Source organism: Flavobacterium sp. GNP001, assembly GCF_054343775.1.
Map to the genome: position 1 here is coordinate 706,412 of NZ_JBTGUX010000001.1, position 25,917 is coordinate 732,328.

At 35.9% G+C, this 25,917-nt stretch carries 18 protein-coding genes; 11 read left to right on the plus strand and 7 right to left on the minus strand.

Going from position 1 to position 25,917, the window contains the following annotated elements; genetic code table 11:
• Nucleotides 1-51 precede the first annotated feature (51 nt).
• The 8 genes from ACXX8U_RS02935 to ACXX8U_RS02970 all read left to right on the plus strand — a co-directional run bounded on the left by ACXX8U_RS02935 (nucleotide 52) and on the right by ACXX8U_RS02970 (nucleotide 13,144).
• Entirely contained in the window at nucleotides 52-501 is a 450-nt protein-coding gene (locus ACXX8U_RS02935) for a hypothetical protein (RefSeq protein WP_236363842.1), read from the plus strand.
• Nucleotides 502-709: 208 nt separating this feature from the next.
• Nucleotides 710-2,386: an asparagine synthase B gene (asnB, locus tag ACXX8U_RS02940; RefSeq protein ID WP_458564537.1), complete on the plus strand. Its 1,677-nt coding sequence runs from the start codon at nucleotides 710-712 to the stop codon at nucleotides 2,384-2,386.
• Nucleotides 2,387-2,558: 172 nt separating this feature from the next.
• Nucleotides 2,559-4,184, plus strand: a complete 1,626-nt coding sequence (locus tag ACXX8U_RS02945) for an amidohydrolase (protein ID WP_458564538.1) — start codon at nucleotides 2,559-2,561, stop codon at nucleotides 4,182-4,184.
• Nucleotides 4,185-4,367: 183 nt separating this feature from the next.
• Complete coding sequence (gene asnB, locus ACXX8U_RS02950; RefSeq protein WP_458564539.1) at nucleotides 4,368-5,972, plus strand: asparagine synthase B; 1,605 nt, start codon at nucleotides 4,368-4,370, stop codon at nucleotides 5,970-5,972.
• 301 nt (nucleotides 5,973-6,273) lie between these two features.
• Nucleotides 6,274-8,217, plus strand: a complete 1,944-nt coding sequence (gene gyrB, locus ACXX8U_RS02955) for a DNA topoisomerase (ATP-hydrolyzing) subunit B (RefSeq protein WP_458564540.1) — start codon at nucleotides 6,274-6,276, stop codon at nucleotides 8,215-8,217.
• Between the two features lie 66 nt (nucleotides 8,218-8,283).
• Complete coding sequence (gene mdh / locus ACXX8U_RS02960; RefSeq protein WP_458564541.1) at nucleotides 8,284-9,219, plus strand: malate dehydrogenase; 936 nt, start codon at nucleotides 8,284-8,286, stop codon at nucleotides 9,217-9,219.
• Nucleotides 9,220-9,445: 226 nt separating this feature from the next.
• Nucleotides 9,446-12,418 (plus strand): protein translocase subunit SecDF, encoded by a 2,973-nt coding sequence (gene secDF, locus ACXX8U_RS02965; protein ID WP_458564542.1) that lies wholly within the window; start codon nucleotides 9,446-9,448, stop codon nucleotides 12,416-12,418.
• 288 nt (nucleotides 12,419-12,706) lie between these two features.
• Nucleotides 12,707-13,144, plus strand: a complete 438-nt coding sequence (locus ACXX8U_RS02970; RefSeq protein WP_458564543.1) for an acyloxyacyl hydrolase — start codon at nucleotides 12,707-12,709, stop codon at nucleotides 13,142-13,144.
• Between the two features lie 58 nt (nucleotides 13,145-13,202).
• Here the strand turns inward: ACXX8U_RS02970 and lgt are convergent, their stop codons facing one another.
• The 5 genes from lgt to ACXX8U_RS02995 all read right to left on the minus strand — a co-directional run bounded on the left by lgt (nucleotide 13,203) and on the right by ACXX8U_RS02995 (nucleotide 18,143).
• Nucleotides 13,203-14,126, minus strand: coding sequence for a prolipoprotein diacylglyceryl transferase (gene lgt / locus ACXX8U_RS02975; protein WP_458564544.1), 924 nt, complete (start codon nucleotides 14,124-14,126; stop codon nucleotides 13,203-13,205).
• Between the two features lie 51 nt (nucleotides 14,127-14,177).
• Nucleotides 14,178-14,420, minus strand: coding sequence for a membrane protein insertion efficiency factor YidD (yidD, locus tag ACXX8U_RS02980; protein WP_458564545.1), 243 nt, complete (start codon nucleotides 14,418-14,420; stop codon nucleotides 14,178-14,180).
• Nucleotides 14,421-14,470: 50 nt separating this feature from the next.
• Nucleotides 14,471-15,949, minus strand: a complete 1,479-nt coding sequence (gene cysS / locus ACXX8U_RS02985; RefSeq protein ID WP_458564546.1) for a cysteine--tRNA ligase — start codon at nucleotides 15,947-15,949, stop codon at nucleotides 14,471-14,473.
• Nucleotides 15,950-16,073: 124 nt separating this feature from the next.
• Nucleotides 16,074-16,745: a GTP cyclohydrolase I FolE gene (gene folE / locus ACXX8U_RS02990; protein ID WP_166136754.1), complete on the minus strand. Its 672-nt coding sequence runs from the start codon at nucleotides 16,743-16,745 to the stop codon at nucleotides 16,074-16,076.
• A gap of 192 nt (nucleotides 16,746-16,937) precedes the next feature.
• Nucleotides 16,938-18,143: a pyridoxal phosphate-dependent aminotransferase gene (locus ACXX8U_RS02995; protein ID WP_458564547.1), complete on the minus strand. Its 1,206-nt coding sequence runs from the start codon at nucleotides 18,141-18,143 to the stop codon at nucleotides 16,938-16,940.
• Nucleotides 18,144-18,315: 172 nt separating this feature from the next.
• On the opposite strand from ACXX8U_RS02995, the gene ACXX8U_RS03000 reads away from it, so the two are divergent.
• Complete coding sequence (locus ACXX8U_RS03000; RefSeq protein ID WP_458564548.1) at nucleotides 18,316-19,599, plus strand: PDZ domain-containing protein; 1,284 nt, start codon at nucleotides 18,316-18,318, stop codon at nucleotides 19,597-19,599.
• A 54-nt stretch (nucleotides 19,600-19,653) separates the two neighbouring features.
• Here the strand turns inward: ACXX8U_RS03000 and ACXX8U_RS03005 are convergent, their stop codons facing one another.
• Nucleotides 19,654-20,040: a DUF1573 domain-containing protein gene (locus ACXX8U_RS03005; protein ID WP_458564549.1), complete on the minus strand. Its 387-nt coding sequence runs from the start codon at nucleotides 20,038-20,040 to the stop codon at nucleotides 19,654-19,656.
• A gap of 160 nt (nucleotides 20,041-20,200) precedes the next feature.
• On the opposite strand from ACXX8U_RS03005, the gene ACXX8U_RS03010 reads away from it, so the two are divergent.
• Together ACXX8U_RS03010 and ACXX8U_RS03015 are read left to right on the plus strand one after the other, a co-directional pair.
• Entirely contained in the window at nucleotides 20,201-22,834 is a 2,634-nt protein-coding gene (locus tag ACXX8U_RS03010; protein WP_458564550.1) for a valine--tRNA ligase, read from the plus strand.
• Between the two features lie 300 nt (nucleotides 22,835-23,134).
• On the plus strand, nucleotides 23,135-23,512 hold the full coding sequence (locus ACXX8U_RS03015; RefSeq protein WP_210788718.1) for a hypothetical protein: 378 nt from the start codon (nucleotides 23,135-23,137) through the stop codon (nucleotides 23,510-23,512).
• A 67-nt stretch (nucleotides 23,513-23,579) separates the two neighbouring features.
• Here the strand turns inward: ACXX8U_RS03015 and ACXX8U_RS03020 are convergent, their stop codons facing one another.
• Nucleotides 23,580-25,790, minus strand: coding sequence for a TonB-dependent siderophore receptor (locus tag ACXX8U_RS03020; RefSeq protein WP_458564551.1), 2,211 nt, complete (start codon nucleotides 25,788-25,790; stop codon nucleotides 23,580-23,582).
• Nucleotides 25,791-25,917 lie beyond the last annotated feature (127 nt).

Genomic DNA, 25,917 nt, shown 5'->3' on the forward strand with positions numbered 1-25,917 from the left:
GCTACATGCAATTCTGAGCTGCTTTATTGATTTTAGCATTATTTCACAAATATGACTTTCAAACAAAAAATACACAGGCACTACGCACAATTGGTGCAAGACCGAATTGATGTATTCAAAGACATGATTGTAGCTTTGACAGAAGATTCAAAGAACGATGCCAAAGGCTCTGCTGGAGACAAGCATGAAACAGCACTTTCGATGATGCATTTGGAGCAAGAAAAACTCAATCATAAACTCAAGGAAGTTCTTGCTCAAAAGGCCATTCTTGATAAAATTGATCCTTCAACTGTGGCGTCTACAATTATTTTGGGTAGTTTGGTCAAAGCCAATGGTATTCTTTTGTACATGTGTGCTGCACTTCCAAAAATTGCAGTCGATGAGGTTAATGTAATTGCGCTTTCGCCTCAATCGCCCCTTGGCTCAAAACTGATGGGCCAGCAAGTAGGCTTTTCGTTTGAGATAAATACCACCAAATATTTGATCGAAGAAATCAATTAATTCTTTCCATCTGAATAACATTGCAACAACAATTTTACAGTTTGTAATTAGAAGTACTAATTTTTTTAGTCTATAATTACATATTTAATGTTATTATTGTTTTTTGATTTATTATTTAAACTAAAAAAGGCTTTTGTGTTTTTAAATTAGAAGCATAATCACATCTTTGCCTTATCAAAATAAATAATAATATCAAAAATATAGCAATATGTGCGGAATTGTATGTGCCTTCGATTTGAAACAAAAAGCTGAGGTTTTAAGACCACAAGTTCTAGAAATGTCTAAAATAATTCGTCACCGTGGTCCAGACTGGAGCGGAATTTTTAGCAATGATAAAGCCATTTTATCACACGAACGTTTGGCAATTGTTGATCCTGCATCAGGAAAACAACCTTTGTTGAGTGGCGATAAACAATTGGTTTTGGCAGCCAATGGTGAAATTTACAATCACAGAGTTTTACGCAAACAATTCGAAGGGAAATACCAATTTCAAACAGAAAGTGATTGCGAAGTTATTTTGGCTTTGTACCAAGAAAAAGGGCCACGCTTTATTGATGAAATGAATGGTATTTTCGGATTTGCTATTTATGATGTCGAAAAAGATGAATATTTTGTGGCACGCGATCACATGGGAATTATTCCTTTGTACATCGGTTGGGACCAGCACGGTACTTTTTACGTAGCTTCAGAATTAAAAGCGTTGGAAGGATTTTGCACCAAAATTCAGTTGTTTCCTCCGGGGCATTATATGACAAGTACAGATGGTGAATTTGTTCAATGGTACAAAAGAGATTGGACAGAATTTGATGCTGTAAAAGACAATGAAACAGACATCAGTGCTATAAAAACTGCTTTAGAAGCCGCCGTACACAGGCAATTAATGAGTGACGTACCTTACGGAGTGCTACTTTCAGGAGGTTTAGATTCTTCTATCACTTCGGCTATAGCCAAAAAATATGCTCAAAAACGTATCGAATCAGGCGATGTTGCCGATGCTTGGTACCCACAATTGCACTCTTTTTCAGTAGGATTGGAAGGTTCACCAGATTTAGCAGCAGCTCAAATTGTAGCCGATCATATTGGTACCATTCATCACGAAATTAAATTTACGATTCAAGAAGGTCTTGACGCAGTACGTGATGTAATTTATAATTTAGAAACTTATGATGTTACTACCATTAGAGCATCAACGCCAATGTGGCTTATGGCACGTGTGATTAAGTCAATGGGCATTAAAATGGTATTGTCTGGCGAAGGTGCCGATGAACTTTTTGGTGGCTATCTGTACTTTCACAAAGCGCCAAATGCAAGAGAATTTCACGAAGAGAACGTTCGTAAATTAGGTAAATTACATATGTACGATTGTTTACGTGCAAACAAAAGTTTAGCGGCTTGGGGTATTGAGGGTCGTGTTCCGTTTTTAGATAAAGAATTTATGGATGTGGCCATGCGCATCAATCCACAAGATAAAATGATCAACAAAGAGCATCCTATGGAGAAATGGGTCGTTCGTAAGGCTTTTGAAGATATGCTGCCACAGAGTGTAGCGTGGAGACAAAAAGAGCAATTCAGTGATGGCGTAGGATATGGCTGGATTGATACGCTGAAAGCTACTGTTGCAGTTGAAATCACCGATGAACAATTGGTTAATGCCAAATATAAATTTCCATTACAAACTCCAACTTCTAAAGAAGAATATTACTATCGTTCTATTTTTCACGAGCATTTTCCGAGTGATGCGGCGGCGCTTTGTGTACCACAAGAAGCTAGCGTGGCTTGTAGTACCAAAATTGCATTGGAGTGGGATGAGGCCTTTAAAAACATGAACGATCCATCCGGTAGAGCGGTGGCGAGTGTGCATGATGATGCTTATGAAAAAGTATAATATTTTGATATCAAATCCATTTTTGCCATTTTGGATTTCTTTAAAAGCGTTTCCTTTGGGGACGCTTTTTTTGTGAAATATTTTCAAGTTTAGTTAGACAAAAAATATAATCGTTCAAGCGGTCAGTTATTTAGGGAGAGTTTTTTATATTAGCATTCCTAAAAAAACAACTATGAAATTTTATACTTTCTTTTTCGCATCGTTATTATTAATGTCCTGCTCCAATAAAAGCAAAATTGAGGTAGATACCATTGTAACCGATGCTACTATTTATACCGTAAACGAAGCTTTTGCTACCGCCACAGCCATGGCCATTGACAATGGAAAAATTGTTGCCATTGGCTCAGATAGTGAAATTACAGGCAAATACGAATCTAAAAACACTGTTGAAGCTGACGGGAAATTCATTTATCCGGGCTTGTATGATGCACATTGCCATTTTTATAATTTTGGGTTGACTTTGCAAGAAGTTGATTTACGAGGAACCAAAAGTATGGATGAAATAGTGAGTCGTTTGCAAGCTTTTCAAAAGAAAAAAAATCCTGCTTTTATTGTGGGTAACGGCTGGGATCAAAATGATTGGGCTGTGAAAAAATATCCAACAAAAGCCGATTTAGATAAAGCATTTCCAGATATTCCGGTAGTGTTAAATCGCGTTGATGGGCATGCTATAATTGTAAATAGTAAAGCCCTGCAATTAGCAGGAATTACAAAAGATACCAACGCAGATGGCGGTCAAATTGAACTTGCAAATGGCGAACCAACAGGTGTTTTAGTTGATAATCCGATGGAATTGGTTTTTAAAATTATTCCAAAACCAACGCGTAAAATTCAAATAGCAGCTTTGTTAGACGCCGAAAAAGTAATGTTCGAACACGGTTTAACAACAGTTAATGATGCAGGTTTAGATCCCGATGTGATTCATTTAATTGATAGTTTGCAAAAAGCCAAATTATTAAAATTGAACGTATACGCTATGATAACTGCCAATCAAAAAAATATTGATTTATACCTAAAAAAAGGAGTGTATAAAACGGATCAAATCAATGTGCGTTCTTTTAAAATGTATGGCGATGGAGCTCTAGGTTCTCGCGGTGCTTGCATGCACAAAGCCTATTCGGATAAGCCAGGACAATTTGGGGCTTTGCTAGCACCAATAGTGGGGTTAAAAGATGTTGCAAAACAACTAGCGCCTTCAGATTTTCAACTTAATACACATGCCATTGGTGATAGTGCAAACACGGTGATTTTAAAAATTTATAAAGAAGTTTTAGCAGGTACCAAAGATCGTCGTTGGAAAATTGAACACGCTCAAGTGCTTCGCGAAGCTGATTTTGATTATTTTAGATTCGGAATCATTCCATCGGTTCAACCAACGCATGCTACTTCTGACATGTATTGGGCAGGTGAACGCATTGGTAAGGAACGTTTAAAAAATGCTTATGCGTACAAAAAATTATTGCAAAAAGCGGGAACTATTGCTTTAGGAACTGATTTTCCAGTTGAAGAAGTAAATCCGATGTTGACGTTTCACGCTGCCGTTGCGCGAAAAGACAGCAAAGAATATCCTAAAGGCGGATTTCAGATTGAAAATGCATTGTCGCGTGCTGAGACTTTGCGAGGTATGACTTTGTGGGCGGCATTTTCTAATTTTGAAGAAAAAGAAAAAGGTAGTTTAGAAGTTGGTAAATGGGCTGATTTTGTGCTTTATGATCAAGATTTGATGAAAGTGCCAGAAAATCAAATTGTAAAAATTAAACCTGCAGGAACTTACCTGAAAGGGCAAAAGGTGAAGTAATTTCATTTGATACTCTCAGATTAATGTCATTTTAATTTGAAATGTTTCGGTATATTCTGATTACATTTTGAATTCAAATCTCATTTTTCACTTCAAAAACGAAAGTAGAAAGCAAAGTTGTGTGTGCACTTATAAGCGAGTAGCTCATATTTGCCAACTTGCTCAACAGTTAAATTATATGCTATGTGCGGATTATTAGCCATTATTGGAAAAGGAAAAGACGAACAGTTAGTACGAGACCTTTCGGCGCGTATGGCGCATCGTGGTCCTGACGAAAATGATTTATTTCAAACCGAGAAAGGACATTTCTTAGCTCACGAACGTCTCGCTGTCATCGATTTGCATTCGGGTAAGCAACCTATTCAAGGTTCTGAGTCAGTGTATATGGTTCATAACGGCGAAATCTATAACCATGAAGAATTGCGCAACGGGATTCTTGCTGGGCGAACTTTTCGAACCAAGAGTGATTCAGAGGTAATTGTGCACTTGTATGAACTTTTGGGTTACGATTTTTGTACACAATTAGACGGTGATTTTGCTTTTGTCATTATTGATGGCGATGATTATATGGCAGCCCGCGATCCGTTGGGAGTAAAGCCATTGTATTATGGTTTGGATGAGCGCGGTAGAATGTTTTTTGCCTCCGAAATGAAAGCGATAATTGACCAATGCAAAACATGTTCTACTTTTCCGCCAGGGCATTACTATACTCCAAAAACAGGTTTTGTGAAATACTTTAGACCAGAATTTGAGGATTATCAAACGGCTACTCAGGAGTCTGATTTGGTTCTAATACGAGAAACCTTGACAAAAGCGACTCAAAAAAGAATGATAGCTGATGTTCCTGTTGGTGTCTTGTTGTCTGGTGGGTTGGATTCGTCACTTATTACGGCTATCGCCAGCAGATTTTTCAAAGAAAAAGGGCAAAAACTAAAGTCATTTGCTATTGGTTTAGATAGTGAAGCGCCAGATGTTGTAGCTGCTCGAAAAGTTGCTCAATTTTTAGATACAGCGCATACAGAGGTATTTTTTACTGTTGAGCAAGGACTTGAAATTTTAGATACACTAATCAAACAAATAGAAACTTATGATGTGATCACCGTGCGAGCCAGTGTTCCGATGTATTTTGTAGCAAAGGCAATTCAGCAAGCGGGAATCAAAGTAATTCTTTCTGGCGAAGGTGCCGATGAAATTTTTGGTGGCTATTTGTATTTTGCGAATGCGCCATCTGCCGAAGATTTTCAAAAAGAAACAATCGAAAGAGTACAAAAATTATTTACAGCTGATTTATTGCGTACGGACAAAGCCACAATGGCGCACGGCGTAGAGGCAAGAGTTCCCTTTTTAGATTCGGAATTTTTAAACGTGGCTTTCGGTATTCAACCGGATGAAAAAATGCCTCGAAATCACGATGGGAAAGAGAAATTCATTTTGCGTAAAGCATTTGATACGCCTGAAAATCCGTATTTGCCAGAAGAAGTTTTATGGAGACAAAAAGAACAATTTTCGGATGGTGTTGGTTATTCGTGGGTGGACCAACTGATTGATTTTTGCGCCAAGCAAATTTCGGATGAGCAATTGTCTGGAGCGGCTCAAGAATACCCATACAATTCGCCTACAACAAAAGAAGCGTATTTGTATCGTCAAATTTTTCATAAACATTATCCGCAGTTGAGTGCAGCGCAAACGGTTCGCAAATGGATTCCAAAGTGGCAAGAAAACCAAGATCCGAGCGGAAGGGCCAACGCGGCCCATGTCAAATCAGCAATGTCGGGAAAGACAAAATGATAAAAGAATTATTTTAGTGGCTTGCTACGCCACTGAAATCAGATATAAATTTTGAATTGAAAAACAGATTTTTAGGGTAAAACGGATGAGTTTGCTACTAAAAATCTGTTTTTTATTTTGGATGATTTTTGTATTTCGATACAAGCTTGCTTTTTATTGGTTTTAGCAATTCAAATAGCTTAATTTTTAAACAAATGTTAATAACTTAAGGCCTTTAAAAGTGATTTTAACGGTTATATAATTTGCGTTTTTATATATTTGCGTGTTATACAAAAAATTACATTTTTTAGATTAAAACAATATGAGCGAAGAAATCAATAAAGGGAATTATTCAGCCGATAGTATTCAGGCATTAGAGGGAATGGAGCACGTAAGAATGCGTCCTTCGATGTATATAGGCGATGTTGGAGTTCGAGGACTGCACCATTTGGTTTATGAAGTTGTCGACAACTCTATTGATGAAGCAATGGGAGGACACTGTGATACGATTTCGGTTGCAATTAATGAAGATGGTTCGATTACAGTTGAGGATAACGGTCGTGGTATTCCAGTTGGAATTCATAAAAAAGAAGGTGTTTCTGCACTGGAGGTTGTAATGACCAAAATTGGTGCCGGAGGAAAATTTGATAAAGATTCGTATAAAGTTTCTGGAGGTTTACACGGTGTAGGTGTTTCGTGTGTGAATGCATTGTCAAACCATTTGATTGCTACAGTTCATAGTAGTGATGGTAAAGTATACCAACAAGAATACGAGAAAGGAAAAGCTTTGTATCCAGTAAAACAAATTGGAGATACTACCAAAAGAGGTACCATCGTAACTTTTTACCCAGATCCAACCATTTTTACACAAACAACAGAGTATTCATACGACACACTTTCAGCACGTATGCGTGAACTTTCGTTCTTAAACAAAGGAATCACAATTACGTTTACTGACAAAAGAGAAGTTGATAAAGATGGTAATTTCTTGTCAGAAGTATTTCATTCTACTGAAGGATTGAAAGAATATATTCGTTATTTGGATGGGAACCGTGAGCCAATTATTGGACACGTAATTTCTATGGATCACGAAAAAGGTGATATTCCAGTTGAGGTCGCTTTGATTTACAACACTAGTTATTCAGAGAACATTTTCTCTTATGTAAACAACATCAACACGCATGAAGGAGGAACACATTTGCAAGGATTTAGAACGGGTTTAACTCGTTCCTTGAAAAAGTATGCAGATGCTTCTGGAATGTTAGATAAATTAAAATTTGATATTTCTGGAGATGATTTCCGTGAAGGTTTAACGGCTATTATTTCGGTAAAAGTTGCTGAGCCTCAATTTGAAGGTCAAACGAAAACTAAGTTGGGTAACAGAGAAGTAGTTTCTCCTGTTAGTCAAGCAGTGAGTGAGATGGTAGAAAATTATTTGGAGGAAAATCCAAATGATGCTCGAATCATTGTTCAAAAAGTAATTTTGGCTGCACAAGCACGTCACGCTGCAAAAAAAGCACGTGAAATGGTACAACGCAAAACCGTTATGGGTGGCGGTGGATTACCGGGAAAACTGTCTGATTGTTCTGAACAAGATCCAGCAAAATGTGAAGTATATCTTGTCGAGGGTGACTCGGCGGGTGGTACAGCAAAACAAGGTCGTGATCGTGCGTTTCAAGCAATTTTGCCATTGCGTGGTAAAATCTTAAACGTAGAAAAAGCCATGCATCACAAGGTTTTTGAAAACGAAGAGATTCGAAATATTTTTACTGCATTGGGTGTAACTATTGGTACTGCCGAAGATAGTAAAGCTTTAAATATTGAAAAATTACGTTACCACAAGGTAATTATTATGTGTGATGCCGATGTCGATGGTAGCCACATCTCTACTTTAATTTTGACGTTCTTTTTCCGTTTCATGAAAGAACTAATCGAAGAAGGACACGTGTATATTGCAGCTCCACCATTGTACCTTGTGAAAAAAGGAAACAAAAAAGAGTATGCATGGAATGATGTGCAACGCGATCAAGCCAATGAGCGCATGGGTGGAAGTGCAGCAATTCAACGTTACAAAGGTCTTGGAGAGATGAATGCGGAGCAATTGTGGGAAACTACAATGGATCCGAACTTTAGAACCTTACGTCAAGTAACTATTGATAGTTTAGCAGAAGCTGATAGAGTGTTCTCTATGTTAATGGGTGACGAAGTACCACCACGTAGAGAATTTATCGAGAAAAATGCAGTTTACGCAAACATCGATGCTTAATCAAATTTTTTGAAAAGCTCAATAAAAATAAACCAAATAAACAATTAACCGAATAAACTATAAAAGATGAAAGTGACCATCGTAGGAGCAGGAAATGTGGGCGCGACTTGTGCAGATGTGATTTCATATAGAGGAATTGCAAGCGAAGTGGTTTTGCTAGATATAAAAGAGGGTTTTGCTGAAGGGAAAGCGCTTGACATCATGCAATGCGCTACCAACACTGGTTTTAATACCAAAGTGACAGGAGTAACTAATGATTATTCTAAAACAGCAGGAAGTGATGTGGTAGTTATTACATCAGGAATTCCAAGAAAACCAGGAATGACTCGCGAAGAACTTATTGGCATCAACGCAGGAATTGTGAAGACAGTTACTGAAAATGTGTTACAGTATTCGCCTGAAACTATCATAGTAGTAGTTTCGAACCCAATGGATACAATGACTTATTTGGCATTGAAATCTACTGGTTTACCAAAAAACAGAATCATTGGGATGGGTGGTGCTTTGGATAGTTCTCGCTTTAGAACGTATTTATCTTTAGCTTTAAACAAACCTGCTAATGATATTTCGGCAATGGTAATTGGTGGGCATGGTGATACAACTATGATTCCGCTTACTCGTTTAGCGTCTTATAATGGTATTCCAGTTTCTCAATTTTTATCTGAAGAGCAATTGCAAAAAGTAGCTGCTGATACAATGGTAGGTGGTGCTACACTTACAGGGCTTTTGGGTACATCAGCTTGGTATGCGCCGGGTGCTTCAGTGGCGTTTTTAGTAGATAGTATTTTAAACGATCAAAAGAAAATGATTGCTTGTTCTGTATTTGTAGAAGGAGAATATGGTCAAGATGATATTTGCATAGGTGTGCCTTGTATAATAGGTAAAAACGGTGTCGAGGAAATTGTAGATATTCAATTAAACGAAACTGAAAAAGGCTTGTTTGAAAAGAGCGCAGCTGCTGTCAGACAGATGAACGACGCCTTAAAATCGATTTTAGCCTAAGAAAATCACAAATAATTAAGGAAGACTGCTTAAGGGCAGTCTTTTTCTTGAGATTAATTAATAAATAAATTGGTTAATCTTAACCTTAATTATATATTTGCTCGGTTTAAAAAAAATAGCCCAACGCAATTGTTTCTTTTTTATTGTTCGTAAAATAGAAAAAGTGCAGCAGGAGTCGAAGCAGATCATCAATAAACAAATTTAAAATAATTAATTTTTAGTAATAATGCAGAATAAAGGACTGATTAAATTTTTTGCAATTCTATTTGCACTGGTAAGTATTTACCAACTTTCTTTCACTTTTGTGGCCAATAACATCAAAGGTGATGCTAAAGTTTTTGCAGGAGACAATCCTGATAAAGAGTTGAAATATTTAGATTCTATTGGTAAAGAGAAAATATTGGATCTTGGTTTTACTGATTTCACTTATGATGAAATTAAAAACAAGCAAATCAACAAAGGTCTAGACTTAGAAGGAGGAATTAACGTAATTCTTCAAATTTCTATTAAAGACGTTTTGAAAGGTTTATCTAATAACTCAAAAAACCCAGTTTTTAATAAGTCTTTGGCTGATGCTACTGCAAATAAAGAGGGAAACAAAACTTATTTGAATAAGTTTTTTGAAGCTTTCGAAGCCAACTCTAATGGAACGGTAAAATTAGCTTCTCCTGATATCTTTGCAAACAGATCATTGCAAGGTGAAGGTGGTGTTAGTTTTCAAATGTCAGATTCTGATGTTCAAAAAGTGATCAAAAGAAAAGTTGATGAGTCTATCGAAAGTGCTTTTAAAGTATTGAGAGAGCGTATTGACAAATTTGGTGTAACACAACCAAACATCCAAAAATTAGGAGAAACAGGAAGAATTCTTGTTGAACTTCCTGGTGCTAAGGATGTTGATAGAATTAAAAAATTATTAGGTGGTAAAGCACAACTTGAATTTTGGGAAACTTACAATGTTCAAGAAGTTGGAAGCTTTTTAATGGCTGCTAACGAAGCATTGAAGAAAACTGAGGTTGCTAAAACAGAAGCAAAACCAGTTGTTAAAGATTCATTAAGTGCTTTGTTGACTGATACAAAAGATTCAGCTGCAACTAAAAAAGGAAACAATCCATTATTTGACAAAATTGTTGGACAAGGTGGCGGACCAGTTTTAGGTTTATTTGCCCCAAAAGATACGGCTACAATCAATGCGTATTTCAAAAGACAAGATATTAAAATTTTATTACCAGCAGCTTTAACTTACGCTAAGTTTGTTTGGGGAAAACCAATTAAAATTACTGATGACAAACAAAAACAAGTTGAAGTAGTTGAATTATATGCTCTTAAAGGGAACAGAGACAATGCTCCAGCGATGTTAGGTGCTGTAGTTACTGACGCAAAAGATACTTTTGATCAAATGGGTAAACCAGCTGTTTCTATGCAAATGAACGCGCAAGGAGCTAAAGGTTGGGAAGAATTAACAGGAAGAGCTTTTACTCAAAAAAGCAACATTGCTATTGTTTTAGATAATGTAGTGTATTCTGCTCCGGGTGTTTCTAGTGGACCAATCGCTGGAGGAAGATCTGAAATTTCAGGTGCTTTTGATATTACGGAAACTAAAGATTTAGCTAACGTTTTAAATGCAGGTAAATTACCAGCTTCTGCTGATATCGTACAATCTACTGTGGTTGGACCTTCATTAGGACAAGCGTCTATTGATGCAGGATTAATTTCTTCTATCATCGGATTTTTATTAGTTTGTTTCTGGATGGTTTTCTATTACGGAAAAGCAGGTTGGTACGCTAATTTAGCTTTGTTATTGAACTTATTGTTCTTATTTGGAATTATGGCAAGTTTTGGTTTTGTATTGACATTGCCAGGTATTGCAGGTATCGTTTTAACATTAGGTACAGCAGTTGATGCAAATATCATTATTTACGAAAGAGCCAAGGAAGAATTGCGTGATGGTAAAACTTTATCAGAAGCAGTAGTTTCGGCTTACGGATGGCATGGTGCAATGCGCTCAATCATTGATGCAAACGTTACACACGTATTAACTGGTGCTATTTTGTTTATATTTGGAACAGGACCAATCAAAGGATTTGCTTTAACATTACTTATTGGTATTGCAACTTCATTGTTTACTTCTATTTTCATTGCAAGAATCTTTATTGATAAAAACATTGCAGGAAAAGCTGATTTAACTTTCTGTACAAATATGACTAAAGACTGGTTTACTAATTTTAATTATGATTTCATCAAAATTAAAAAGTTTACTTATATTTTCTCTTCATTAGTTGTAGTGGTGAGTTTGATCTCTATCTTCTTCGTTAACGGATTAGATCAAGGTGTGGATTTTGTTGGAGGTAGAACTTTCCAAGTGAAATTCGAAAAACCAGTTGACGCATCTGTTGTTTCTGAAGAGTTATCAGCTGCTTTTGGAACTCCGGTAGAAGCTAAAGTTTTAGGTGATGATGATCAATTGAAAATTACAACTAAATATAAAATCCAAGAGGATGGTATCGCTGTTGATAAAGAAGTGAATGAGAAATTATACAAAGCTTTAGCTAAGTATTATCCAAACACATCTTACGATAAATTTACAAATACATTTGATGGTAAAAAAGTAGGGGTGTTACAAGCTTCAAAAGTAGGTGCTTCTATCTCTGAGGATATCAAAACCAATTCGTATTGGGCTGTACTTGGTGCATTAGCAGTAATCTTTTTATACTTAATGATCTCTTTCCGTAAATGGCAATATTCATTAGGTGCGATTGCAGCAGTTGCGCATGACGTTATCTTTGTATTAGGAATTTACTCTTTATGTTACAAATTCATGCCTTTCCACATGGAAATGGATCAGCATTTCATTGCAGCGATCTTAACTGTAATTGGATACTCGATGAATGATACTGTAATTGTATTTGATAGAATTCGTGAGTTTATCTTAGGAAAACGTAAAGGTACTTTTGATAGTATTGTAAACGCTTCGATTAACACTACGCTGTCAAGAACTTTAAATACTTCATTAACGATGATCTTGGTATTGTTGACAATGTTCCTTTTTGGAGGTGAGTCAATCAGAGGATTTATCTTTGCAATGTTAGTGGGTATTATCGTAGGTACTTATTCTTCTTTGTTTATCGCAACTCCTGTGGTTGTTGATACTTTCACAAAAGAAGACAAAGATGCTATTGAAAAAGAACACGCTGCGGCATAATCTGCAACTAGTTTATAATAAAAAGGTTCAACGAAAGTTGAACCTTTTTTTATGCTTTGGTTTTAATTTTACTACATTTAAATTTTAGTATATACCATGAAAGTTTATAGATTATACAGAATTGCGCTTGCGACTTGCATTTGCTTTCTCTTTAGTTCGGTTGGTCGAAGTCAATCAGCTTTTCGTCCCACTTCAATTGGGTTTGCTGTTGGTACAGGTTCTGAGTTTAAAAATCGGAATTACAGCCATAGCGCTGAGTTTTTAAAGGTGGAGTCACTGTATCCGCTTATGAGGAAAAAATCTATCGGACTGGAGTTATTAATTCAACCCGAATTTAATAACGCTAAACATCAAATGTTGAATAGCTTTTTTGTCAAGCCTGACACAGCCAATTATGAAGATTTACGTGCGCTTTACAGTCAAAATAGGACAGTAAAAAGTTATATTTTAAATGTAGGCGGATTGCTCAGGAAACAATTTTCAACTGTGGCAAGTTGTTATATCTTGTTGAGCGTGGGCCCGATGTATACGGACACTCAAACGGAACGCCTCTCCAAAGGTTTCGCTTTCTCTGATGTTTTGGCAATAGGGTTTTCGTATAAAATAAAGTCCGTTACTGTTGATCTCCGACCAAGTGTACAACATCAGTCAAATGCTGGTCTTGGTGCTTCAAATGCGGGCTATAACATCAAAAATATAGAGGTGAGTTGTGCTTTTCAATTGTAATCAAAAAAAAGCGCTAATCCTTTTGTGAGGGATTAGCGCTTTATTTTTTTTTCGTAATTTATTTTAATTCTCTTTGAGCGGTGATTATAAAATACAAACCGATCAGTACAAAAGGAATACTTAACCACTGTCCTGTTGAAAATAAGCCTAGAGCACTTTCAAATCCACCTTGACTTTCTTTTACCGACTCCACCACGAAACGTACCGAGAACAATAATACCAAAAACATTCCGAATAAATATCCAGTGTATTTGCGTTTGTCTGTTTTCCAATACAAGAAAAATAAAATGGCAAATACAAATATGTAGCTAAATGCTTCATAAAGTTGTGTAGGGTGACTACTTGGTACTTGCTCTAATAAATTTGCAAACTTTGGGTCGGTAGCAATAGCGGTGTACGCCTCTTTAGGATTGGCTATTTGTGTGTTAGTAACCGCGTCTTGTGGACTAAAATGGTCTTTTATGAATTTTATTCCGAATGCAGAATCAGTAGCATTACCAATAATTTCAGAGTTAAAAAAGTTACCCAAACGTACAAAGATAGCACCACTAGCCACTGGAATAACAACGCGATCCAAAATCCAAAGTTGTGGTCGCTTCAAAATATTTTTGCTATAAAAATACATGGCTATTATGATGGAAATCGCCGCGCCGTGACTCGCTAATCCTTGGTAGCCCGTAAACTCAAAACTTGGACTTAAGCGGAACGGTAATATAATTTCAGGTAAATGGTTGCGGTAGTATTCCCAATCATAAAAAAACACATGACCCAAACGTGCTCCAACCAAAGTAGCAAGTACTGTCCAGATGAAAAGTGAATCTAGTTTTTCAATTGATTCTCCTTCACGAACAAAGATATGTTTCATGATGTACCAACCTAAACCAAATGCAATTACAAACATTAAGCTGTAAAAGCGTATGGTGAAAAATCCTAAATCGATTCCCTCTGAAGGATTCCAAACAATGGTTAAAGCGTGTGTCATAGTGTTTTTGTATTCTGTTAAATAGAGTTTATTTGTTAGCTATTATTCTTTTTATTTTTTTGGTTGGCTTTCAGGAACAGGATCATAGCCTGTTGGTCCCCAAGGATTGCAGCGTAAAATTCGTTTTAATCCTAAAAAACCACCAAAAAACAAACCGTGTTTTTGCAAAGATTGAATCATATACGAACTGCATGTAGGTTCAAAACGACAAGCAGCAGGTGTAAAAGGAGATATCGCGGTTTGATAAAATCGCACCAATAATACAAATGGTAAAATCAATATTTTAGATACCATAGTGATCCTTTCTTTTGATTGTAGCGCTTTAGCAAATAAAAGCAATTCCTTTAAATGCTAAACGTTGTTCCCTCTTTCCCGTCTTTCAACTGAATTCCTAAAGCCAATAATTGATCTCTAATTTGATCTGACAGCGCAAAGTTTTTATTTTCTCTGGCTTGCTTGCGCATTTCAATTAGTAGTGCAATAGTACCTTCTAACTTATCATTATTGCTATCCGAAACTTTTTCATCCTCTAAACCAAGCACATCGTATACGAAGGCATTCATAGTTTGCTTCAAAGTTTCTAAATCAGCCGTGTTTAAAGTTTCTTTACCATCTTTCAATAAATTGATAAAGCGAACCCCTTCAAACAAATGTGCGATTAAAATAGGCGTATTAAAGTCGTCATTCATTGCATCGTAGCACGATTGTTTCCATTCAGCAATAGCTAATGAACTTGTATTGCCTGCAGAAAGTGTCGCTAATGCACTCATGGCTTCCATTAATCTTTTGTATCCTTTTTCAGCCGCAACAATGGCATCATCTGAGAAATCTAAAATACTACGGTAATGCGCTTGTAACATAAAAAAGCGTGCTACCGCTGCTGAGAATGCTTTACTTAAAATTGTATTTTCGCCAGTCAAAATTTCTCTTGGCAAAATATTATTTCCAGTTGATTTGGCCATTTTTTTACCATTCAACGTAAGCATGTTGGCATGCATCCAATAATTCACGGGCGTTTGTCCAGTACAAGCTTCGTTTTGAGCAATTTCGCATTCATGATGAGGGAATTTTAAATCCATTCCACCACCGTGTATGTCAAAATGATTTCCCAAATATTTAGTACTCATAGCAGTACATTCAAGGTGCCAACCCGGAAAACCATCACTCCATGGCGAAGGCCACCTCATGATGTGTTGTGGCTCTGCTTTTTTCCAAAGTGCAAAATCTTGCGGGTTGCGTTTGTCGCTTTGTCCGTCAAGATCGCGCGTATTGGCTAGCATGTCTTCAATATTTCGACCGCTTAACTTTCCGTAATGATTGGTTTCATTGAATTTTACAACATCAAAGTAAACCGATCCGTTAGCTACATATCCAATGCCATTAGCAATAATAGTTTTGATAATTTCAATTTGCTCAATAATATGTCCAGTCGCTGTTGGCTCAATACTCGGGGGCAAAAAGTTAAAAGCGCTTAAAATATCATGAAAGTCCACGGTATAGCGTTGCACTACTTCCATCGGTTCCAATTGTTCCAGACGAGCTTTTTTGGCAATTTTATCTTCGCCTTCATCCACATCATCAACAATATGACCAACATCTGTAATATTTCGAACATAGCGCACTTTGTACTCTAAATGCTGAAAATACCTAAAAATGATATCAAACGACATAAAGGTACGCACGTTTCCTAAATGCACATTGCTGTACACCGTAGGACCGCACACATACATTCCTACATTTCCTTCGGTGATAGGTGTAAATGTTTCTTTTTCTCCTGAAAGAGAATTGTATATTTTAATAGCTTGCGTTTCGTATAAAGGCATTTTGTTTTTTTTAGGAGCTGTTTCCTGCTTTTCGTTCCAATCTTTATATTTTTAAGAAAAAATATAAAGGATTTCCACTGCAATCAGGGCTATGGTTTAGTAGTCTAATTACGACCTTACTAATTTAGAATTTTGTTTCTAATTTGATGTAATCTAAAAATTCTCTACGCGTTACCGTATCTTTAAATTTCCCACCAAATTCAGAGGTTACTGTGCTACTTTCGATATCACTAATTCCTCTTGAGTTTACACATAAGTGTTTAGCATCAATCACACAAGCAACATCTTCTGTACCTAAAGCTTGTTGCAACTCTTGTACAATTTGCATAGTTAAACGCTCTTGAACTTGTGGTCTTTTTGCGTAATATTCAACAATACGATTCATTTTAGATAATCCAATTACAGTACCATTAGATATGTATGCTACGTGAGCTCTACCGATAATTGGAAGTAAATGATGCTCACAAGTAGAGTAAACAATAATGTTTTTTTCTACCAGCATTTCACCGTATTTGTAGTTGTTGTCAAAAGTAGATGCTTTTGGTTTTTTATTTGGATTTAAACCTCCAAAAATTTCCTTTACAAACATCTTTGCTACGCGATTAGGCGTACCTTTTAAACTATCATCTGTCAAATCCATTCCTAAAGTTTGCAGAATGTTTTCGACATCTTTTTTAATCTTTTCAATTTTATCATCGTCAGAAAGTGCAAAAGCATCTTCTCTTATTGGGTTTTTAGCTGATAAGCTTACGTGATTATCGCCTATTTCGTCTTGAAATTCTTCGTTTTTTATCATTAAATGCAACTATTATAGTGGGTGTATTTATTTGAGCGGTAAAGATAAATAATAAAAATTTAAGAATTTCTATAGCGTACACTATTTAAGACTTCTTTATCGCTTTGTAACTGTAGTATTTTTTGGGTGTAAAACAAAAAAAGGCAATAGCGTGTTGCTATTGCCTTTTTGATATCATTAGTTTTTAACTATTTATCCTTTTTGTGCCAGAGCTTGGTAGGCAGGAATTGCTGCTTTTAAAATACGAACCGCACTTATTAAATCGTCCTTTTTCAAAACATAGGCAATTCGAACTTGATTCAAACCTACGCCTGGAGTTGAATAAAATCCAGCGGCAGGAGCAACCATAACAGTTTCTCCGTTTAGGTCGTAACTTTCAAGTAGCCATTGTGCAAAAGCATCTGCATTGTCAATTGGCAATTGTGCAATACAGTAAAATGCGCCTTTTGGTTTGCTGATAATTACCCCTTCAATTTGGCTTAATTCTTCAATTAATGTATCACGACGCTCTCTGTACTCGGCAATAACCTCGTCAAAATAGCTTTGTGGTGTATCTAAAGCGGCTTCGGCTGCAATTTGTTCAATTGTTGGCGGACTCAATCTTGCCTGTGCAAATTTCATGGCCGCGTTCATTACTTCTTTGTTTTTTGAAACCATGGCACCAATTCGTGCGCCACACATGCTGTATCTTTTTGACACAGAATCAATCATAATAGCGTGTTGCTCTAATCCAGGGATATTCATTACTGAGTAATGCACATCACCATCATAGGTAAATTCACGGTAAACTTCGTCAGAAATCAAAAACAAATCGTGTTTTTGAACCAACTCCGCCAATTGCATAATTTCTTCCTTTGAATACAAATAACCCGTTGGATTTCCTGGATTACAAATCAAAATTGCTTTGGTTTTAGGAGTGATCAATTTTTCAAAATCAGCTACAGCTGGCAAAGAAAATCCGGTATCTATCGTTGAAATTACGGGTACAACTTTAACTCCTGATGCCGTTGAAAATCCGTTATAATTCGCGTAAAATGGCTCTGGAATGATAATTTCATCACCTTGATCCATCGTGCTACCAATAGCAAATAACAAAGCTTCTGATCCACCAGTTGTAATGATGATGTCTTCTTTATTTACTGAAACACCTTGTTTGATATAAGAGGCGCTCAATTTAGTTCTGTAACTTTCGTTACCAGCAGAATGACTGTATTCTAAAATAGTCAAGTCGATATTTTTTACCGCTTCCATGGCAACTTCAGGAGTTTTTATGTCCGGTTGACCAATGTTTAAATGAAATACTTTGTTTCCTTTTTTCTTCGCAATTTCAGCAAAAGGAACTAATTTTCGAATAGGAGATTCAGGCATTTGCGTGCCTTTTTTTGATATTGTTGGCATAGTCTTTTTTTGTTGAATTGCAAATTTGCGATTTTTTTTCCGAATTAAATCCAATTAAATGCTCTATCAATTGTTAAATCTGTATTTCTCATCCTTTTATTTTGTAATTTTAAGGGAAAGTTAATTTATGAAAAAATGTTTTCTGGTCCTTTTATTTACGTTCTGTAACCAAATGTTGGTTGCGCAACCCGGATTTGAATTTAAAAAGGGTGAAACAAAAGTAACTGTTCCTTTTCAGTTGATTAATAATTTAGTCTTTGTACCAATCAAAGTTAATGGTGTCGAATTGAATTTTTTACTTGATACTGGGGTTTCTGAGACTATTTTGTTTAGCCTTGAGGAAAAAAAAGAAGTGCGTTTTTTTAATGCACAAAAAGTAATGCTTAAAGGTTTAGGAAGTCAAGATACTGTAGAAGGACTCAAATCGACTAATAATCTCTTAGAATTTGGCAATTTGCAATACCGCGGACATTTTCTTTATATCGTACTAGATCCTGATTTTAATTTGTCCTCACATATTGGGATTCCTGTTAATGGAATCATTGGATATCATTTTTTTAAAAATAATTTGATTCACTTGGATTACCGACGAAAAAAGATTGTTGTCTTGAAAGACACACCTCAAAACAGAAAAAAATACACTCATAAATCTTCAGTAGTACCATTACAGATAGAAGGTAACAAGCCTTATGTAATTGCTAAAGTAGATCTTGAAAAGCAAGATATTCCAGTAAAGTTATTGGTTGATATTGGTAATAGTGATGCAGTTTGGCTTTTTCATAATCGTGATCCTTTGGTAAATGTTCCTAAAAAAAACTTTAATGATTTTTTGGGTCGCGGATTTAGTGGAGATATTGAAGGTCAAAGAGCAAAGGTAAAAAAGTTTAAATTGGCCGACTTTACCTTTGATGAAGTTATTAGTGCTTTTCCCGATTCAATTTCGATCAAAAATGTGACAATGGTTCCTGATCGAATGGGGTCAGTAGGAGGTGAGATTATGAAACGCTTCAAGGTTTTATTCGATTACTCTTCGCAGCAAATGTTTTTGCGCAAAAGCAAAGCCTATTACGAGCCGTTCTCCTACAATAAAAGCGGAATTGAAATCCAGCATCACGGTTTACAATGGGTACAAGAAACAGTACAAATGGAAACTGTCCCGCAATCAGGTTTCAATGCATCGGGCGGTCAATCGGTTTATAGAAATGATTTTAAATACAAGTTCAAGTTAAAACCAGTGTACGATATTGCGCATATTCGACAAGGTTCTCCCGCAGCATTAGCTGGGTTGCAAAAAGGTGATATCTTAGTTCGAATTAACAATAGAATGCCCTATCAATATTCATTGGAGCAGATAAACCAACTTTTCAAATCAGAGGAGGATAAATGGATTACTTTAGAAATAGAAAGGAAAAGTCAATTATTAACATTCTCCTTTCAGTTGGAGAATAAGTTATAAAAAAAACTAACATTTCTTTAAATCAAAAAATGTTAGTTGACATAGTTTTAAAATTTAATTTTCTACGACTTCACCTCGAATCTTAAGAGCTACACGACCACTTTCATAATTAATCGCATTCGATTCTACAGTTAACGTTTTTCTAATTGGTCCTATTGCCATATTGTATTTTACGGTTATTTTTCCTGTTTTTCCAGGCATTATTGGCGCATCAGGTTTTGTCGGAATCGTACAGCCGCAGGTAGAAAGTACGTTGGTAATCAATAAAGGAGCGTTTCCTGTATTGGTAAAAATAAAATCTCTGCTACTGTTGTCGGTACTTTTCACGCGCCCGTAATCAATGGTGTTATTCTTTGCCGAAAATTCGATCTTTGGACCATTTTGCGCAAAACCAATTGTGCTGATTAAGGCAAATGCTAATAAGGCGATACTTTTTTTCATTATCAAAGGATTAAATTCGGTTAGTAAAGTTACTTTCTTTTAAATAACGTACAAATTTTTATTTCGCTTTTTATAGTGTACTTTATTATTTACTTTTGTTTAATATTAGATTTACAAATATCAGACCAAATCTTATTTTTGGTTTTAACAGTTGCTTTTTATGACAATTCCTGCCCAATTTGACGCGAAAACTATTGAGAATAAGTGGTATGACTACTGGATGAAAAATAATTATTTTCATTCGGAGCCAGATCACAGAACACCATATACAATTGTAATTCCACCGCCTAATGTGACTGGAGTTTTGCACATGGGACACATGTTAAACAATACCATTCAAGATGTTTTAATTCGACGTGCTCGATTAAAAGGATTTAATGCATGTTGGGTTCCGGGTACGGATCACGCCTCAATTGCTACCGAAGCAAAAGTTGTTGCTAAGCTAAAAGCCGAAGGAATTAATAAAAACGATTTAACTCGTGAAGAGTTCTTGGCGCACGCGTGGGAATGGACAGATAAATACGGTGGCGTAATTCTAGAGCAACTCAAAAAACTAGGTGCTTCTTGCGATTGGGAACGTACAAAGTTTACGATGGATCCAGATATGTCGGCATCTGTAATACGTTCATTTGTTGATTTGTACAATAAAGGGATGATTTACAGAGGGTATAGAATGGTGAATTGGGATCCAGAGGCCAAAACTACACTTTCTGACGAAGAAGTAATTTACGAAGAACAACAGGGAAAACTGTTCTTTCTAAAATACAAAATCGAAGGCACCGAAGACTTTTTAACGATTGCTACCACACGACCTGAAACAATTTTTGGAGATACTGCAATTTGTATTAATCCTAATGATGAACGTTTTGCCCATTTACGGGGCAAAAAAGCTATTGTGCCAATTTGTGGTCGAGTAATTCCAATCATTGAAGATGAGTACGTAGACATGGAGTTTGGAACAGGTTGCTTAAAAGTAACGCCTGCTCACGATATGAACGATAAAACTTTGGGTGAAAAACACAATTTAGAAATTATCGATATTCTTAATGAAGATGCCTCTCTTAATTCTTTCGGATTGCATTACCAAGGGAAAGATCGTTTTGTGGTTCGCGCCGAAATTGCAATCGAGTTAGAAAAAATGGGTGCTTTGTTAAAAACAGAGTCGCACTTAAATAAAGTAGGAACATCTGAAAGAACCAAAGCAGTTATTGAACCTCGTTTATCAGACCAATGGTTTCTTAAAATGGAGGAGTTGGTAAAACCGGCTATCAAATCTGTTCTTGAAGATGGTGATATTAAATTGCACCCAGCTCGTTTCAATAATACCTACGCACATTGGTTAAACAATATAAGAGATTGGAACATCTCCCGTCAGTTATGGTGGGGACAACAAATTCCGGCCTATTTTTATGGTGATGGAAAAGAAGATTTTGTAGTTGCTGAATCTATTGATGAAGCTTTAGTTTTAGCTAAAAAAAGAACCAACAACTCACAACTTTCAACTTCAGATTTAAAACAGGATGTGGATGCATTAGACACTTGGTTCTCTTCATGGCTGTGGCCAATGTCAGTTTTTGGAGGAATTATGGATCCTGAAAGTGCTGATTTTAAATATTACTATCCAACAAATGATTTGGTAACAGGTCCAGATATTTTGTTTTTCTGGGTGGCTCGAATGATTATTGCAGGCTATGAATATACTGATAAAAAGCCATTTACAAATGTGTATTTAACGGGATTGGTGCGTGATAAGCAACGTCGCAAAATGTCTAAATCGTTAGGGAATTCACCAGATCCGTTAGATTTAATTGATAAATTCGGGGCAGATGGAGTTCGCGTTGGCTTGCTTTTGAGTGCTTCTGCTGGAAACGATATTATGTTTGATGAGGAGTTGTGTAACCAAGGCAAGGCGTTTACCAATAAAATTTGGAATGCTTTTAAGTTGATCAAAGGCTGGGAAGTTTCAGAGGCTATTCCACAACCTGAATCTTCTAAAGTAGCAATCGAATGGTACGAAGCTAAATTGCAACAAACATTAGCAGAGATTGAAGATAACTTCGAAAAATATAGAATTTCTGATGCCTTAATGGCTATTTATAAACTAGTTTGGGATGATTTCTGTTCTTGGTTCCTTGAAATGATCAAACCGGGTTACCAACAACCAATTGACAGTGTAACTTTTGCGAAAGCAATAGAAATGCTTGAGAACAATTTGAAATTATTGCATCCGTTTATGCCATTTTTAACTGAGGAAATTTGGCAGTTTATTGCAGAACGTACAACCGATGAAGCTTTAATTGTTGCTACTTGGCCAGAAATGAAACCGTTTAATGCGAGTTTGATTGCTGATTTTGATGCAACAATAGAAGTGATTTCTGGAATTAGAACAATTCGTAAAGACAAAAATATACCGTTCAAAGATACCATCGAATTAAAGATTGTGAACAATGATAAGTCGTCAGCTTATTTTGATGCTGTTGTGTCTAAATTAGGGAACATTAGCAACTTAGAATATGTTTCTGATAAAGTAGATGGAGCACTTTCTTTTAGAGTTAAATCAAATGAATATTTTATCCCAATCACTGGTAATATTGATGTTGCTGCTGAGATTACAAAACTTACTTCCGAATTGAGTTATACGGAAGGTTTTTTAAAGTCGGTTCAAAGTAAATTAGCAAATGAGAAATTTGTTTCTGGTGCACCAGAAAAAGTTTTGGCTAACGAAAAACAAAAAGAAGCTGATGCATTAGCAAAAATCGACACGCTGAAAAATAGCTTAGCTGGTTTACAATAAATAATAGTAAAATAAATTATTGCAATCCCATTTTAGAATCTTTTCTAAAGTGGGATTTTTTTTAAAAGTAGTTTGATTATCAGTATAAAGAAAATAAATCTATTTTGGTATGCCACATTAGCAAAGGAAAGCTTAGAACAGTTGCTGTGCCAAATATGTTTTAACATTTTAAAAGTACCGATTAACGGCAAGCGCCTTGTAATTAACAGATTAAATAGCCCGTTCAACGATTATAGTTTTTTTGGAGATGCAATATAAGTAGGTTTGTATAGAATTTCAAATACCACAAATGATATTTCTATGAAAAGGATAATAAATGATGTATACAGGCAAAATTATTACAGAGGACTTGCAATTGGTTTGGATCCTTATTTAGAGTTTAATGATGCCATGAAAAATGAGGCAGTTATTGCTGGATTTATCGCAGGGCGCATGGAGTACGAACGTCTAAATGGTTGTATTAGCAAAGGTATTCCTGAAAGAATAGTTACTGATAAAATACTTGAAGATTTTTTAATAGCAGGTTTGCTCGGGTTACCAATCGATGACGAAGGCTATACAGCTCATCAATTGGGTTTAATTGCAGAGTGGTACCAAAGTGGGGTAGAAAAATACGAACCTCATGTTAATGTTTTGTTGAACGATCTATTGGAAGTTAACGGAATTGAAATGCATTAATTTATTATTATAAAAAAACAAGCCCCAAAATAAATGTATTTTGGGGCTTGTTTTTTTTGAAATAGGACTAAAACTTATATCGCAAACTTGTCATGATTTGTCTCGGAGCAATCGGGTTTACACTGTAATTTTCGTGTACGGTATAATTCAATTCATTCGTGATGTTAGATAATTTGCAAAGGATAGCAATTTTTTTCCATTCATAACCAACTGATAGGTCAATTGTAGTATAGCCCTCTAAAGGAATTTCTCTGTCAAATATACCATTAGGCAACGCAGGATCCACTTGATTGTTCCATCCACCAACTCTTTTTCCGATATAATTTCCTAAAGCTCCCAGCGAAACTCCTTTAAGTGTTCCAGATTGTAAAGTATAGAAAAAGCTTAAATTGGCCGTATTTGCTGGAGTTCTAGCCAATCGATCCCCTTCAATAAAACTCCCTTTTAAACCAGAAGTTTTTGTAAAACGCATATCATTGTAACTATATCCGGCAATAATGTTTAGTCCCACAATTGGTTTTGCAATAATATCTAGTTCTACACCTTTGCTGTTTGTTTCTCCACTTAATACTTTTATTGAGCTATCTGTATTAGGGGATCCATCAGCTTTAAATTCAGCTGTTTGTGCTAAATTACTATTTGTAATTTGGTACAAGGTAACATTTGTACTCAATACTCCTTTCCAAAAATCTTTTTTCACGCCAAATTCATATTGATCAATTATGGAAGGTTCTATTGCTTTCAAGTCCACTGTTGTTCCTGTATTTGGTGTAAAAGAGTTGGAGTAACTGGCAAATACAGACATATCCTTTGTAGGTTGATAAACTAACCCAAGTTTTGGAGTGAAGGCAAGGTCTTTTCGCTTTTTATCTTTAATGATTGTTTTTTTAGTCAAATCTGTAGTTTCTACCTGTGCTTCTTGCCAAGACCAACGAATTCCTGCCAGAACTTTAAATTTTTCAGTAAGTGAAATTAAATCTTGTGCATAGATACCAAAACGGTTCGTATTTGTTTTTACAATTCGGGTATTTGTGCCATTTGGGATTGCTCCGCCTTGATCAAAATTTTCAAAATCAAATAGGTTTCCACTACCGTAGGTTGAAGGTGTAAACGTAAAGGTATATGCTTGCGAAAAGGAATTTTCCATATCTACACCTGTAAACAATTGATGTTTAATTTGACCTGTTTTAAAATTTCCCTGCACACTCAGTTGTTCGCCTATTATTTGTTCTAAGTTTTTGTTCTGACCCAAAGGTCGTTTCCAATCGCCATTTGCAGCTGGTTGCACTCGTTCGGTACCTTTAGAAGTTCTTTCAAAATTTTGAAAAGAAGTATTAAAATTTAATTTCCAGTCTTTATTAAAATTATGTGTAACCAAACCTGAAACAGTAGCTTGATTAGTTTCACCATTAGACCAAATTGCGCCTAAATATAGGTTTCTAGGAAGGTCTAAAATTTTTTTTCCGATTATTCCCGTTCCAAAATCGGGTGTCCAATAGTCTTTTAAATAATCTCCCTGTAGAACAATCTCTGTTTTATCATTTACTTGAAACAAAAAAGAAGGATTAATGTAGTAGCGCTCTTTGGTTACATTATCTCTAAAACTTTCAGAGTTTTCATAAGAACCAGTAAAGCGGTAAGCAATAATGTCATTTAATGGCCCATAAACATCAATGGATGGTTTATAAAAAGAATAACTACCCATTTGCATTGAAATTTCACCTCCTTTTGTGAAAGATGGAGTTTTGGTAACCATGTTTAAAATTCCCCCAGGCGCCACATTTCCGTAAAGTAAAGCGGCACTTCCTTTTAAGACTTCAACTTTTTCCAAAGACGAAACTTCAGGGATAGATCCGCTATTAAAACGAAACCCATTTTTAAACATATTGTTGGCAGACATGTCATATCCTCTCGAAAAAAATGATTCCTGAGCGCCGCCTCTTGCTGAACCAACATAAACGCCATTGACGTTTTTAATAACCTCACTTAACCGAATAGCTTGTTGTTGTGTGATGATTTCAGACCCAACAACTTGAATACTTTGTGGGGTGTCCATCGGTTTTAAACCCGAACGCAACACCGATACTGGTTTCTTCTCTCTGTTGTTAGTGACGATTACTTCTTTTAATATTTCACCTTTTTTATTTTTTATGGTGTCTTGTAATGCTTGTGCAAAAGAAGTGTCTTGATGGTCGCTGTTTGCAGCACTGATGCGCTCTTGAGCGAAAATGTTTGTACTAAAAAGTAATGTTGAGGCTGCAAATAATAGGTATTTCATAACTGTTTATTTAGAATAATTAAAAATAACAGCGCAAAGATAGAGTCCTCTTTTGGATTAACAAAACTTATTTAGATTAAATATGAATAATAATTTCAAAGAAAAGCTAAGCTCTTGTTTTGATGTT

Bases quoted from the DNA above. Each gene is read 5' to 3' on its own strand.
- yidD (WP_458564545.1), bottom strand. From the start codon at position 14,420: ATGGTATCTAAAATATTGATTTTACCATTTGTATTATTGGTGCGATTT.
- asnB (WP_458564539.1), top strand. From the start codon at position 4,368: ATGTGCGGATTATTAGCCATTATTGGAAAAGGAAAAGACGAACAGTTA.
- mdh (WP_458564541.1), top strand. From the start codon at position 8,284: ATGAAAGTGACCATCGTAGGAGCAGGAAATGTGGGCGCGACTTGTGCA.
- gyrB (WP_458564540.1), top strand. From the start codon at position 6,274: ATGAGCGAAGAAATCAATAAAGGGAATTATTCAGCCGATAGTATTCAG.
- cysS (WP_458564546.1), bottom strand. From the start codon at position 15,949: ATGCCTTTATACGAAACGCAAGCTATTAAAATATACAATTCTCTTTCA.
- secDF (WP_458564542.1), top strand. From the start codon at position 9,446: ATGCAGAATAAAGGACTGATTAAATTTTTTGCAATTCTATTTGCACTG.
- ACXX8U_RS03005 (WP_458564549.1), bottom strand. From the start codon at position 20,040: ATGAAAAAAAGTATCGCCTTATTAGCATTTGCCTTAATCAGCACAATT.
- ACXX8U_RS03010 (WP_458564550.1), top strand. From the start codon at position 20,201: ATGACAATTCCTGCCCAATTTGACGCGAAAACTATTGAGAATAAGTGG.
- ACXX8U_RS03020 (WP_458564551.1), bottom strand. From the start codon at position 25,790: ATGAAATACCTATTATTTGCAGCCTCAACATTACTTTTTAGTACAAAC.
- ACXX8U_RS02945 (WP_458564538.1), top strand. From the start codon at position 2,559: ATGAAATTTTATACTTTCTTTTTCGCATCGTTATTATTAATGTCCTGC.
- ACXX8U_RS03015 (WP_210788718.1), top strand. From the start codon at position 23,135: ATGAAAAGGATAATAAATGATGTATACAGGCAAAATTATTACAGAGGA.
- asnB (WP_458564537.1), top strand. From the start codon at position 710: ATGTGCGGAATTGTATGTGCCTTCGATTTGAAACAAAAAGCTGAGGTT.
- ACXX8U_RS02935 (WP_236363842.1), top strand. From the start codon at position 52: ATGACTTTCAAACAAAAAATACACAGGCACTACGCACAATTGGTGCAA.
- ACXX8U_RS02970 (WP_458564543.1), top strand. From the start codon at position 12,707: ATGAGGAAAAAATCTATCGGACTGGAGTTATTAATTCAACCCGAATTT.
- lgt (WP_458564544.1), bottom strand. From the start codon at position 14,126: ATGACACACGCTTTAACCATTGTTTGGAATCCTTCAGAGGGAATCGAT.
- ACXX8U_RS03000 (WP_458564548.1), top strand. From the start codon at position 18,316: ATGTTGGTTGCGCAACCCGGATTTGAATTTAAAAAGGGTGAAACAAAA.
- ACXX8U_RS02995 (WP_458564547.1), bottom strand. From the start codon at position 18,143: ATGCCAACAATATCAAAAAAAGGCACGCAAATGCCTGAATCTCCTATT.
- folE (WP_166136754.1), bottom strand. From the start codon at position 16,745: ATGATAAAAAACGAAGAATTTCAAGACGAAATAGGCGATAATCACGTA.